The organism is Candidatus Pelagadaptatus aseana (assembly GCF_040362265.1).
GTDB lineage: Bacteria > Pseudomonadota > Gammaproteobacteria > Pseudomonadales > Cellvibrionaceae > Pelagadaptatus > Pelagadaptatus aseana.
Genome location: NZ_BAABNJ010000004.1, coordinates 271,839 through 287,764, shown reverse-complemented (window position 1 = coordinate 287,764; position 15,926 = coordinate 271,839). Strand labels below are relative to the sequence as shown.

The following is a 15,926-nucleotide window of genomic DNA, read 5'->3' as shown; positions in this document are numbered from 1 at the left end:
GCGCTGGTGGGTTCCAGCAGATCGTTGGCATCAAACGCAATGCCCTGATCGCCGTACCAGAGAATACCGTGGTCATCCAACAAGCGATCAAAGGTCAACAGCTGGATCTTATTATCCGTAATCGCGGTGGCGTCATTGGTGTTCTCTACCAAAGCCGGCTCATCGCCATCATAAAGATAGTCGGCGGTATCGCTGTCGAGACGATAGAACACCGTACTCGAGCGGCTGTCGTCGCGCTGTAGCAAGGTGCCGCTGTAAGACTGGTAGTGATAGTGGTAGGCGAAGGTCGACTCCCGGGTGACTTTACCCGGGTCAATGGTGATGACCCAGGGATCAGTTTCTGTGCCTGAACCGGTTACCATCAAGGCACCAGGATTAATACTGGAAAGATTCTCCTCAAGTGCGGTTTTGAGGTCGGCTGCATTCATACCCGCAGAAACTTCAACACTGTCAACCGACGCTATGCCATTGTTGTCGTAATACAGGGTGACCTTATCCAGCCCTTCAGGCAACCAGATGGATTGCTGATTGCCGGATACGTCTGCAAAGGCGCCACCATCCAGCAAGGTCGGTGAGCCATCGTCGTTAAACAGATAGCTGCCACCATCGGCCAGGTCGTAACGATAGAAATACTGCCCGGTGGTGTAACTTTTCTCTCCAGCGGAAGGATTCAGGCGGTATTCAAAACCGTCCGGATACACCTGATGATTCCCCTCGAAATCCCGATCCACCTGGAACATGGTGGCCATATCGGCGCCCAGTTGAACATCCACTGCCTGCAGACTGGTATCGAGCAGATCACCGATACTGATATTATCGCTGCCACCTTTGCTGTCGAGCTCTAGATTTTCAACGTCCAGATTGAGGCTGTCACCGTCGATCGTCAGGGTGGCGAAGTTGGGCTTACCGGTATCAATAGGTGTACCACTGTCATTCAGCGTAATGGTACTGTCACCGTCATTGACCACCGCCAGCAAGGTATCTTCACCGTCGCCACCCAGCACCTCCAGCAGAGAGCCATCGGCAATGTCTTCGTACTGCCAGGAAATGATGTCATCCCCTGCGCCGCCATAGGCTTTAACACCACCGGTACCGGCATCAATAATATCGTCACCAGCATCGCCGTGAATTTCATTGGTGCTTTCATTACCAAACAACTGATCGAAACCATCGCCGCCATAAATGGTGTCATCGCCTTCGCCACCGTGTACCAGATCACCATGGAAGCTGCGGATTACGACACTGACACCGTTGATATCCACCGGTGAACCACTGTGGGTACCGGTTTCACTTTCCATGGCCAGGCGATAAATACCCAACTCATTGTCAAACAGGTAATCGCCACCGGGTTCGGCAATAAACAAAGTCGGGAAACCGTATTCGTTGTAGCCGTGATCGGCCAGCAAGGTGTAGGACTCACCATTGGGCTGGTAAATATCGGGGTTACGCAGATTGCCATTGATATCCACATAGGTCGCGGCGGTTTCCGCACCACCGTAAATGGTGTCATTACCTGCGTAGGTCGCAATCACATCAAAGCCGCTGTCTGCGGAATTGATGCCTTCATCACCACCGTAGACCTTATCATCACCGGCACCACCAAAGATGGTGTCGTCGCCGGTACCACCAACGATGGTCATGCCGGCATAGGTGTTTTCACCGGTAATCTTAATGCTGTCATCACCGGCTCCGCCCTGCAGCAGATACACGCCGTCCTGTGTCAGGAGCATACTGTCAACACTGATACGGTCATCACCGTCACCGGCATTAATGATCAGCCTATCGATTTTGGTGTCGACTTCACCGTCGCCGGTAATTTCAATGATGTCGTCACTGGCGCCGGCATTAATAATCAGCTCGTTAATGCGACCATTGAGGTTTTTCAACACATAGCGATCCGCCTCGGCGTTGTCCGCTGCTGGTGCAGCAACCGGGTCGGTGCCCACCACAATGGAATCCACCTCAGACGCCAGGAAGACTTCAACACGCAGATTGTTACTGACGATAATCACCTCATCGTCCACATTGTTGGTGCGCCATTGGGCCAACTGTGCACTCAACGCCTGCTCTTCCGCCCGGGTGTAATACTCGGTATCGAGCATGCCTTCGGTCACCAGACTTTCCAGAGTCAGATCGTCATTAACGTCCCAGACATCGACGGTGTAATTTTCCGAGCCATCAGAATTGGCGCCAGCATAGCTGAGTGTCAGGGTACGATTATCCAGGTCCGCCAAATCATCTGGGGCCTCATGGACACACTCCCACTCAAATTCGGCAATGATTTCATCCACAAACCGGTCTTTGGCTTCAAACAGGGTAATGGTACTGAAGCCCATATCGATGCCGATCCACATAAAGGCTTCGAGGAAGACACTCAGTTGACCCTGCACATCGAACAGACACTGCGGGCCGTGGGTAATACGCTCAATCAGCTCCGAACCGTACATCTTGCCATCACCCACCGGCAGATCATTGAGGAACTGGGTCTCCATATCATTGAGGTCAAAACCGATGACGGCTTCCAAACCACCGCGCACACCGGCTTCCACAATACCGCCAATACCCAGAGATGCTGAGGCGCCAACTGCAGCGGTAATCGTGGCTTCGAATTCGTCACTGTCGGTATTTTCCATACCGTGATCATCGAGGTAGAAGCCATTGAAAATACGCCAGCTCTCAGCCATATCGAAATCGGTATCCATCCACTCGGAAAGACCGCGGGTATCAAAACCAAAATCGAAGTTGGTGTAGGCACCAATCTCACCAAACAGTCCCAGATTAAGGCCCGGGTATACCATATAGGATTTCGAATATTCGAATTCCAGCTCAAGATCCGGCAGGTCGTACCAGAACAGGTCCACCTCACCTTTACCCAAGATAAAGTTGAGCACCGACATGGGATCTTCAAGAACGGGAATGCGGAAACTCTTACCGCCATCTTTACCGGTCAAACCATCCTGATCCGGACCGGCAATGGCGTTTTGGGTTTCCTGTGACATGGTGTTACTGCCACCGCCACGGCTATTGGTATTGGCCGCAGTCGCCTGCTCATCCGGATCGCCCAGAGCGCCTCCGGTCAGATCAAAGGTACCAAAGTTGATCCCGCCATCCATGCTGCCCACGGACTCCATAAACTCAATGGTGGCATCGAGAACATTCAGAACTTTCTTGGCAGTATCCACCACATTGGCGGGCAAACGCAGGTAAGCAATATCAATAAACTGCAGTTTGGTGATGCCCAGATCAATCTCCATGGTCAGGAGATCCACCAGAGGTTTCAAAGGCGTAACAATGTCGTAAATAACATCGAAAGCATCACCCAGGAAGCTGTCGAATACGGAGCCCACATCCAGGGTAACGTTGTGCAGAACCAGGGTCGGGTCGCCGATCTCGAAACTGCTGTCACCCAGCAGTGACAGGGTTGCGTTCATTTCCTGAGCGTATTCGATGACCGTATTCACCGACGGCAGTACGTCACCGACACTGGTGGCCACTTGAGCGTACAAATTGGCCTGGGCACTGGCATTGGCATTGAGATCCACGCCAATACTTTCACCCAGTTCCAGACGGCCATCGCTGTTGCCATCGGTGATATCGACACCGAAGTGACCGGACAAGCCGGTAAAGCCGTCATTGGTAATTCCGGTGTCTTCTCCATTGAGCTGATCACCGTTGGTGATATCCATGGCAAGGAAGCCCAGAGTACCACTGGCGATGCTGTCATCACCCAACCAGGCGTCGGCATCCAGAGCGATTTCTTCACCTTTGGTATTGATACCGCTGGTATCGAGGAACACGCCCATATCGATACCGGTATCGCTCATATTGCCGATACCCAAGCCAATACCCATCAGGTAGTCGATCAACACTTTGATTTCAGCGTCCATTTCCAGATTTAATCCGGGAATGCCCACACCAAAATCGATTGGCAGAGATTCGGCTTCCAGCTCACCGGTGCGCTCACCGGTGGTTTCATCCAGTACATAATCGCCGACCAGCAGACCGCCAAACTTGAGATTGAAGGTCAACAAACCGGTTTCGGTAAACACCAGCTCAATATCATCGGCACTGGCAGGCAGCTTGGTAATCAGCTTACCGTCGTCATCGTATTGTTCTGCGCCGTATTCATCGTAAATGGGCACCACAAAGGAGAACAGTTTGCTGTCCAGACTGCTTAAACCGTTGAACAGCTCGGTGCGGATTTTATCCAGTACCGCATCCACCACACTTTCATCAGGCCCAAGTCCCTGCAGCCAACCGCCGAGCGAATCCGGATCCAGATAATTACCCACGGCATCGACTTCACCGAGAATATTAATGCGCAAGCTGTAGAGGGTGTTGGCAAGATCATCAAAGGATTCACCACCTACCAGTGGCAGTTCAATATTGGCAATACCGTCAGCAACGGTATCAATGGCATCAAAGAAACCTTCCAAACCGCCCAAAAGATTGTCTGGATCATTAATCAGATTGATCAACGCCATAATCATATCGGCGCTGCTGAAACCAAACGTGGGTAATGAATAGTTGTAATCGGTGGCAAAACCACTGGCAGAATCCCAGCTGAAGCCAGCGCTGGCCGCAAGGCTGTTATCAGCCACCCCATTGCCATCGCGATCCTCTTCACTACCGCCAAGAGGCATGGATTTCAGCGGGAAGTACAGAGGCAAATTCAGATCGGCGCCACCAAAGGCTTCGGCCTCAAAGGTGCCGCCCAGCTCGGTAAGTTCCAGCACTCCGTTATCATCAGTGGCTGCATCAAAGCCCGTCAGACCGGCAGCAAAGCCCAGCTCTATACCAGCCGAACCGTTTTCGGCCATCAAGCCCAGTTCAGAGCCGATACCCAGATCAAGTCCCAGAATAAAATCGATGTCTTCGGCTGCCGCACTCAGCAGCACATCAAAGCCGGAAGTTTCGTCAACGTAGACAATCGGATCGGTAACGTCCGACAGATCCCAGCCAAAGCCCAGATTCAGGTCGGCCTCGGCCAGCAGCTCGATGGTGCCTGAGGCTTCAATGGCCAGCAGTTCATCGAGATTGAGTCCGATATCCCATTGATCCAGTCCCAGATCATCGATATCCAGTGCCAGATCCAGGCTGTGCTCATACAGTGCGTTGAGATTGAAATCAAAGTCCATCACCGAATCGATGTATTCGGCCGTAAACAATTCAACATCGTCGGCGAAATTGAAGAAATCACGCAATTCTGCGTTGATAAAATCAACCAGCTCGTAAATATTGTCGGCGCTGTCACGTGCCGCATCGATGATGCTCTGGATGGCGTCTGCCACCCCTTCGGCGCCCTCGCCGATAAGGTCATCAACACTTTTGCCCACCAGCGGAATGTCCTGATACAGAATGCCGGTCTGGACGGTCCATCCCTGTGTCAGGGTACTGGTATTAAAACTGTTGGCGGTTACCTCCCACAGAGAGCTGGCCTGATTAAAGGCGTACTCGGTTACCGTGGAGCCATTGAGCAGGCCCCAGATTTCATCACCGACATCAGTCAACCAGCGGGTCAAGGTGACATCGCCATCGGTATCTTCGGACAAAGTCTGGATGGCAACGGCGTCGGACGACACCGTCTCGGTTGCATCAGTGGCGGTATAGACTTCTAGAGCCACAATCACATCCGCATCGGCTGCGGCCTGACTGCGGGTTTCCTTACCCCAAACGATAGGCGCACCTGTCCCACTGAGGTTGGTCCACTGCTTCAGGGTGATAAAGTTGCCGTTATCGTCGCGCACCTGAAGGCTAGGCTGTACACCATCCACCAGCAACGCCTCATAATCACCGTCGGCCAGTTCGGATGCGGCATCCACTGACCAGATACGCTCACGCAAATTATCGGCGCTGTCGCCGTAGGCGGTAAATTCTTCGCCCATCACCTGCTGCAACAGGTTTTCAAACATATCGAGGATGCTGTCCAGTGACAGCAGCCCCATATTTTTCAGATCAAAAATGTCCTGCGGAAAGACAACACTGTAATCGCCCAGCTCCGGTACCAGAGTATCAGGGTTCAGACCAAAACCCACACCCAGATGCAGTAAATTATCGGCGAAACCATCGGCATTCAGATCCAGTTCGGAGCCGCCAGCGGGATTGTCTTCAGTCGGGAAATACAAGGGCAAATCAAAGTGGGCATCACCGGCCAGCTCAATATCGAGCGCGTCGACGCCCGAGGCCTGCAATTGATAGATCGAGTAACGACCGGTGTTGATGTCTTTAAGGCCAACTCCGGCATCAATGCTGATCAGTCCCTCACCGTCACGTCCCCAGAAACCCAGCTCCTGACCAAACAGACCAATGGAGGCCTCGGCATCGAGATTAACACCACCGGCCTGGCCACTGAATGACAACTCGGAATCATCGCCCAGATAGGCGTAATTCAGAACATTGGCATTGCCCTTGGTAAAGGCTGTGGCCTTGGCGAATTCCTGCAGATCAAAATCAAGATCAAAAGTGAAATCCAGCACCGCATCAAACAGCAGGTCACCGGACGTGGCAAAGGTGGTCTCGACGAAATCAACCCCAAAGAATTCACCCAGATCCGGCATGGCCAGATCAAAGTCGTACCAGCTCAGGAAATCCCAGTTGAAGTTCCAGTCGAAGCCAAAGTTCCAGCCATCGAACAGGAAGCCCAGGTCGATGTCCGGCAAGCCAAACCAATCCGGCAACAAATCGAACAGGGACAGGATTTTCTGTTCCAGCCAGTCCGCCAGCCCGGCAAGACCATTGCTGATAGAGCCCCAAGCGTCTTTCAAATCATCCAGAATGCCATTAAAGAAAGCTTTGGCCGAATCGTAGCTGTCAGAGATCAGGGCAAACAGCTTGTCGAGATTGAAGTCAAAACCCGGAATATCAAAACTGAAAATATCGAGGCTGGTGATGTAATCAAAGGCACCGCGCAGCAGCTCAATAATGCCGTCGATAGACAGGGCAGAGAAATCGAACAGATCCGATAAATCCGGCAGTTCAATTTCCAGATTACTGAAGAAATCGGCAATGGCCGACAGGTCCGGTAAATCCGGAAGATCGGGCGTTTTGATGACAATGGTAGGCAGATCCGGCAGTTCGATACCCAGCTCCCCTACTTCCACCGTGATGGGCAACTCGGCTTTAAAGCCGGTACCGTCACTGACAGAAACAGCTAACTGGCCATTCAATGGCGCGGCGTTACCAAATTCATCGGCCGGGTCTGAGGGATCGTCCACAATGGCATCGATGGCGGCCTGCAACTCACTCTGAGTTTGATCACCACTGGTACCGAGCCTCAGCTCGGCATTCATTTCAATGGTGCCGTCGACCACACTGCCTTTCACCAAGCCGAAATCAACCGTAGCGTCGACGTCGTCTTCACTGATGCGCGACTCAAACACCAGAGCGGCATCACGCACAAAAAATTCACCGGCAACAGCACTGCCACCGGAATCATCCACCGCCAGTCCAAAGGCAAAATCAAAGCGCAGGGAGTTATTCAATTCAGGTTGAAAGTCGACATTCAATCCGGGGATATTACTCAGTGTGTCCCCCAGATCCAGACCGACTGCGTCCAGCTCGGAGAAAAGGGTCAGATCGGCGGCAAATTCCAGCAGGCGATTATTCAACGTAATCTGCAGCGGTGCCGCGTTAAAAATATCGTCGGTGGTGGCCGTATCACTGTTGTCGTTGGCCGTAGCATCTTCACTGCCCCAGAGCAGTGCTTTCAGAGGCTTGATCAGCTGCTCTTCGATGGCATTGCCAATCACCGTGGCGTAATCAAAAGCCACATCCACTTCAATCGGATCACCGGTCACAGGATCAAAGCCGGTGGTTTCCTTTTCAAACAGTTGACCAAAGGTGACGCCCAGAATCGGTACCGGCGTATCCAGTAATTCATCCCAATCGTCGTAGTTCGTGGAAATCAGATTGGCCCAATCTTTCAGGGTTATCAGGCCATTGATCAGCGCATCCTGAGCAGTAGCATCCAGAGTGACGTTGGCCTGCACCGCGGTGTTATCGCCCTGACCTTCCAGAATTTCTTCAATATCGAAAGTGGAAGTCACGGTATTACTGCCGTCGGTTACGGCAATACTGCGGCCCAACGCGGTAGCCAGATCCACTTCGGCGCCATCATCACGCCCAAAGTCATAACTGAGATCCGCTGTTATGGCGCTGAAATCAAGTTTATCCGCACCATCGGCATCAGAGACATCGTCATTACCCCAATCACCGGAAAACTTAAAGGTATCATTGCCATCGCCACCGGCCAGAGTATCGTCGCCGGCGCCACCGTCCAGCACATTGTCGTTGCCGTCACCGGTCAGGGTATCGGCCTGATCACCACCCACCAGATTTTCAATATCCGCCAGAGTCGCGATCTGATTAGGCGTTGCCTGAAGATCCTCGGCAACACCTGTGGACAGGTCCGCATTCACACCAATGGCTGCGAAGGTCGCAAAACTGACGGTATCATTACCGCCCTTGCCGTCGATGTTATCGGCTGGGTCTGCAGCACTCCAGGCCCCGATCACAAAGGTGTTGTCATTGTCATCACCGGTAAAGCTGTCAGCCGCGCCGGTGGCATTGGACCCCCACACCGTTTGAATATTGCGAATGCCGGTAAACGCGGTGGCCGTGCCCCAATTACTGTCCCCATCATCGGTTGATAAGTCGACGGAAATGGCGTTGTTATAGCCAAAGCTGGCGGCTGAAGCGCCGTTGTAATAATCCAGAGTATTGCGCCCTTCGGCAGCATCCAGCGTGCCGTTAAACACAGGGTTTTCGAGTGCACCCAGTGCCGAATGGCTGATGCTGTTGACCGAAATGGTGTCGTCACCGGAACCGGCTGTAATAGACCAGCTGCTGTTGTCAGTGTCGGTATCGGCGTTGTGATTCAAAGAAATTTTAGCGGTTTTAGGAACAGGCGAACCGGTTGGCGTGATATCGGCTTTGACAGTCAACTGTGCACCGGAATTGGCACCGGCATTATCCAGAAACAGGAACGTCAGATCCGCCGTCAGCATCGAAAGATCCAGAGTATTGGAGCCTTCCAAGTCTTTGATGGTATCGTTTTGACCGTTCTCTGCCGCCTGGGTCAAAGACAGTCGGTCATCCCAGTTTTCGGCAATCACATACTCGTCGTTATCAGCGCCGCCTTCCAAAGTATCGTCACCGAGACCGCCATCGAGCTTGTCATCACCTCCCTGTCCACGCAGGGTGTCATCGCCCTCACCACCGATCAGGGTATCAGCACCGTCACCACCGTCGATGGTGTCGTTACCGCCGCTGCCGTCGAGTATATTGTCCAGATTGTTACCGGTAAGGGTGTCATCGAACGCCGTACCGATAATATTGTTGATCCCCGTTGACGTACCAACGCCATCCAACACTGCCCCGGAAGACAAATCCACGGTGACACCGATTTGTGTGCCACCGGCGTCTTTTTTCACAAACTGGCTGTAATCCAGAATGGACAGACCATTACTGCCGTCAATTTCGCCCGTAAAATCCACTTCACCGACCAGCACAAAACGGTTTTCCCCTGTGCCACCAATCAGTTTTTCAACGTCATCGGCAACTACGGTGTAGGTTACCGTTTCCACTGCGGTAAATTCTTCGGTGCGATGCACCGGTGTGGTGGTGTCATCGCCATCGATCAGGAATTCAGCGCCCAGTGCACTCAGGCCGATCTTTAGGGTCTTTTGATGGGTAATTTCTACGTCGGTGGTCACGGTAACCTGTACCCGTCCAGTATCAGAGCCATCTTCGTTCAGGATTTTTTCGAGGGTAAACACCAGGTCGGAGGAAACCGCACTGAAATCCAGAATCCCCTGATTAACACCGGTGGTGGCGCTATCATCCAGATTGATGGTGCTGTCGCTGTTACCGCCCCACTGGTCGGCAAATACATAACTGTTATTGCCGGCACCGCCTTTGATCAGTTCAATGTTTTCCAGTGAGCCAGAACCGATCTCCAGCGTGTTGGCCGTTGCGGCTGAATCCGCCACCGACAGGGCGCCATTGGCAAAATCCAGCGTCAGATCGTTGCTGACTGCCGCGACGGCGCTCATAGCCAAAGTATCGCCACCGGCAATGATTTCTGCCTGACCGGCAAAGCTCAGGGTGTCATTGCCACCATCGACCAATTCCGTGACACCGCGCACGGACAGGTTGGTGCCCTGGGTCAGACCATTGGCCTGATCCACATTCAACACAGCGCCATTGCTGGCCGACACACTGTCATCACGAACTACGAGACCTTCACTGCCCGCCTGAGCAGTAAATTCCAGAGTAATATCCTGCTCGGAAGTGGTGCCATCGCCGTTATCAAGCGCCACTTTAAAACCGATAGACAGAGTATCGGCGTAATTATCCAGATCCGCAGGATCGTCCAGAACAAAGCTATAGCTGCCATCCTCCTTGATCACTAGATAACCCAGATCAGAGCCCAGACTGGTCAAAACCACGCTATCGGGTGGCGAGAAATTGGTGGTCGCCTGCCCATAGCCTGTCACGGTCTGTCCATCCACCAGATCCAGCAGACCATTGAGCGTCAACCCTTCCGCATTGGGATCAACCGATACGGTTCCGGAATCCACGGCAATTTCACCGCGAACGATGGTCAGAGTACGGGTGTATTCTTCGGAGAAACCGGCATCGTTCTCGACCGTAAAGGTAACGGTATCCATGACCGGTTTGCCCACCGCGATGCTGTCAAAAGCCATGCCCGGATCGTAGCTGTAGCTGCCATTGGCCTGAATGGTAATCTTGGCACCGCTGGGTAACGTGACTTCACTGCCCAAAGTAATAGCAGCCCCAGCGCTGTCCTTGGCAGAGATCACGGTCAGGGAATCAACGTCCTGGCCCCAATCGCCACTGAAGAGATAAGTATCATCGCCGTCACCACCGGCAAGGCCATCACTGCCAGCACCGCCCATGATAATATCGTTGCCATCACCGCCAAAAATCAGGTCGTTGCCACTGCCGCCATGCAACAGATCATTGTCATCTGTGCCAAAGACGTTGGTATCAACGTTGCCCGCTGCCAGAGAGTCTTTGTATTGGGTGCCACGCAACTCATTGATACCGGTTACCGTGCCACCGAAGCCCAACACCTGCCCAGCCACGGAATCGGCGGTAGACAAATCGATGGACAAGCCAGGAATGGCGGGCACCTCTGCTGCAACACCACCATCGACGGCAACACTCAGATTGCCATCGACATCACGACTGACTGTAAAGGTTACGCTGTCGGTTTTATCCGTTGCATAGGGTTGGCCATCAGCATCCAGTGCCCGGAAACTGACGATGATGTCCTCGCTGGTGTCATTGGCCAAACTGCTGAAATCATTTTCCGGATCAACCGTGTAGCGATAGCTGCCATCGCTATCAAGACTGACCTTACCTTTGCCAACCACAGGATGGCTGGTCAGCTCATAGCGGTCTTCACCGGCAATGCTCGCCTGACCCGTCGCGGCTGGATCCAGCTGAATTACATCGGAATAATCCAGACTGTGGGTGCCGGTGCTCGCGGCGGCGGCAATCAAATTCCCGGAAATAGCGCCATCTTCGGCGATTTTGTAGATATTATTAGCCAAACCGCCTTGGATATTGTCTACATTCTCGATCACTACTTTGTTGCCCAGAGTATCGAGCACTTCAACGGTACCGTTTGCCTTAATAGTAAAGTGCAAACTCTTGGTGACCGCGGAAAAATCCAGCGAAACCGTAGCGGGCTCGCCATTTGCAATCACCAGCGGCGACAGCCAGTTATCATTAAAGACGTAGTTCACCACGCCGCTGCCACCGACAATTTTTTCAACCTGGGTAATACCGCTAATGCTATTGGCTCCCACCGCCACATCAAAATTACCGGCATTGAGAGTAAAGGTCACATCGGCTGTGGTCTGAGAGAAATCCACTGTATCCAGAGCACCTTCGCCGGCGCCCTCAGTAATGGTGGTGCCAGCCAGATCATCACCGGAGAACAGATAGGTATCATCACCTTTGCCGCCCTCCAGACTGTCACCGGCGGTGGCGTGCAGACGATCATCACCTTCGCCACCCTTGAACGTATCGCTGCCAGTACCACCGTAGAGTTCGTCGTTACCTTTACCGCCATCGAGGGTATTGGTACCACCAACGCCATAGATTTCGTCGTCCCCGGCACCACCCAACAGTGTGTCGGAGGCCGTGTCACTGCCGATCAAGGTGTCATCACCCAGACCGCCGTCGGCCGTGAGCTGTTCGCCCGTGGTATTGACAATATGGTCGTAATCTTCACCACCGGACACCAGATTGTTGCTGTAAATCAGGGTGGTGCCACCGACTTCGGACACGTCGATGTAATTGAAGTTGATACCCTCAAAGGTCATCCAGCTGTCGTCGGCATTCTGTACACTGCTGGCTTGATAGAGAGCAAATGCCAGAGCATCTCCCTGCTCTGTGGTGGTGTTATTAACCACCACATCACCATTGAAATTGCTGGCAAACTTAAGATTATAATCGGTATCGGCATCCGCGCTGGCACTGGCAGATAAACTGCCGCTCAAGCTGCCATCGCCACTGAAGATGACATTGTTGACGTCGCTGCCCAGCTTGATGTCCGCCACACCTTCGGCATTCAGTACAAAGGTTTGATTGCCCGCCAGATGTATGGTGGCCTTAACCTGACCCTCACCGTAGATTTCGATATCCATCTCGGTGGTAACACTGGAAAGGTCCAGTAAATTTTTGGCCTGATCACCCTCAAACACCAACGCCAATTGACCGGCTTTGGTGATACTGCCAATTTGGTATACGGCGGAGCCAAGATCAGATGCCGGTACTTTTACGGTTTCAATATGGCTGGTATCGATGGCAAACGTCAGATCCTGACGCTCCAGCGTGGTGGCGGTGTTGGTGATGGTCAACACCTGCTCCGGAGCATCGACAAATAAGGTGCCCTCATCGTTAACGTCAACATCCACCTGAGTCAGATCGACACCGCCCACGGTACCTTGAGCAACAATACCGGCCTGAACCTTCTCCTTCCAAAGCTGCATCACCACTTCGGCCAGCTTTTCATTGGAAATGGCCTGCTGAATACTGGTTTTATTGGCGCCGGTATTGATGGCATCGGTATAAGCGCTATCGATGGCGGCTTGAATATCCTGAGCCCAGGCCTCGTACATGGCACTGCTGCTGTCAAATCCGGAATAATCTTTTTCCGGAATGGTCACCTGAAAAGCCACGGCAGCGGCAGCCGAGGCGTTGTCGGCAAAATCACCCAGCGCCAACGAGAAGGTCTGGGCCGCAAATACAGGTTCGCCACTGGTGGGTGGCGAGAAGTAATCCATCAACAGAATTTCAGCACCGGCATCACCACTGCCACGCACATCGCGATCGATACTGCCGGCCGTGGAAGCACTGTTCCAGAAGGCAATGCTGCCGGAATCCGACACCATGCTGATGCGGCCAAACACCTGATTGACGGTCACTGGCGCCTTGAGGCTTTCCGGCTCTGCGGCAACCCCTGATTCAGCCTGTACCGCAGCCGTAATGGCATCCTGAATATCCTGAGCCCAAGCGGCTTTGATTTGTGACGAAGTACCGGAGTAGGTTTTAGCCGCAACAGTGACTTCTACCAGCGTATCGGCGCGACCGACAGCCGTAGTGTCGTCATAGCCCAACGCCAGGGTAAATGTCTGGCCGGCGTAATTGCCGGTTGGTACGGTAAAGAACTGGCTGAGATTGATATCGGTAACGGCATTGGAGCCATTTTCAACGTAGGCGTCCGGTTGACCGGCATTGGTGTTGGCCGCAGCTTCATGGGAGTTCCAGAAAGCAATATTGCCTGTCAGGCTCATCCACAACTGACCACCGGGTTTGATGTCCACATCGGGAATCGGCATGGCAACGTCTTCACTGACGTCACTGGAAATAATTTCATCTTCCAGAACTTCGATGCTGCCAATCAGGGCACGCAATTCATCGGCCGTAATGGTACCGGCAGGTACAGTCACAGCCGCCGGATTACCGGTTTCGTCGGTAATCCAGAAGGTAAAGCTGCTGTAGCTGACATCGGTAATAGACGCGGGAATGTCCGGAACATAACCACTGGCATCAAAAGTCACCGGACCGCCTGTGGTGGTATGACTGATCTCTACGGTGGTGCTTTCAGCCTCAACGCTTTTGGCCGGGGCCGTAATCACCAGATTGCCATCGTCATTGATGACAATGGTCAGACCGGCAGCCACCTGAGTCAGATCGAGAATATCCGCGCCTTCATCGGCATTTTCATTGATGGTCAGATCCAGATTGGACGAGTCACCCCAGTCCTCACTGGAGACCACATAGGTGTCATCGCCAGTGCCACCCGACAGCGTGTCAGTGCCGTCATAGCCACGCAGAATGTCATCGCCTGCGCCACCGGCCAGGGTATCGTCACCTTCACCACCATAGACCCAGTCATCCCCCTTACCGGCATCAAAATCTACGCCACTGCCATCACCGCGCATAATATCCACGCCATCGTGGCCGGTAACTTTGGTGATTTTGGCAAAAATGGCATCGACAATATTGCCAAAACGGGAAATCTTGCCGGTGCCGTAATCGACGTTGGTGTTGCCGGTTTTGCCCTTGAGCACAATCGCCAGCGAGCCATTGAACGCGGAGGTATTAGAGGCGAGAGCCCCTGCAAGGGCTGCACCTTCGGCCAATGTGATGGTCAGACTGGCGGCATTGTTGACGATCAGGTTATCGATATCACCGTCACCACTGCGCAGATACTTGGCAGACTTGCCGGTGTTGTCCGTAACTGTGATCAATCCGGTGCTGGCGATTTCAATACCGACATTACCTGTCAATACCGAGAGATCCAGTGTGTCTATTGCCACATCGACACTCAGAGTTGCCGGGGTTGCCACATAATCGGCGGTTTCTGCCGTAGCGGTTTTGCCTTCAACGTCCTCACTAACCAGGACCCCTTGATACTGAGGATCGTTGGTAGCAAAGAAGTTTTCTGTCTCAATCACGCCACCTTCGAACTCGAGAATCCAGTCACCACCAATGCGATCATTGCCGGTTAGGTCGGTAGACGCAGCGATATCGGCCTGGGTAACGCCAGACAGGCGTTCAACAAATTCAAAGCCCACCTGCCCTGCGGCGAGATTACAACCGTAGAACAAAATATCACCGTTCTCGGTCAGCGCTTCACCCCAAATCGCCAACTGGTCGGCATAATCGGCCAGATTGTCGTTATTGAGCTCCGTACTTCCCAGTTGCAGACTGCCAGCATCGGCATGGCTCAGTACATGCAGAGCGGTGACATCCTGATAATCCGAGAGAACCTCGGTAATCTGGGCAATACCATCCTGTTCTGCATCGAGCAGCACCACAGAGATGCTGACGTCATCGTCTTGCCATTGGGCCACGGACAGTGAACTCTTCTCCAGGTCGCGCACCTGAAAGTCCAGTTCGGCTGCCGCCTCACCCATAAAGCGATCGATTAACAGCTGAAAATCTTCAACAGCGGTGTCCACCACCATGACATGACGGCCAGCCACACTCTGCAGATACACCTCTTCGCTGGCCGCGCGCTCAGCAAACAGATCCAACTGATCTTCATCAGACGGAAGGGTATTTTCGGGGGATTGTTCCGGGGAGATAAAATCGGGAAGGGTTTCGCGCTCAAGCCAAGGGGTTTTCAAATGATTACTGGCATCAACCTGAGCACTGTCGACCAGCTGCTGCAATACCTGTTCGTTATCCAGCAGATCACGAACGGCCTGATCACCGGCAAAAGGCGCCAAATCGGCCGACAGCAAATTTCTTGCTTCCAGCTGCTCCGCCAGATAGCGATTTTTTCGCTGACTGCGGACGGCGTCCATATTCCAAAGGTATTTTCTGAGCTCACGAAGTCGAGCAAAACGGGACTGCAACATGCGCGCGAACATGTATTTCAT

At 53.0% G+C, this 15,926-nt stretch carries 1 protein-coding gene (only partly in view); it reads right to left on the bottom strand.

What is annotated here, in order from left to right; translation table 11 throughout:
- Nucleotides 1-15,926, bottom strand: the beginning of a protein-coding gene (locus ACPXV9_RS08035; protein WP_423895931.1) for a DUF4347 domain-containing protein. The gene continues 18,085 nt to the left of window position 1, outside the view; 15,926 of the gene's 34,011 nt are visible here — the first part of the coding sequence; the start codon lies at nt 15,924-15,926; the stop codon falls past the left edge of the window.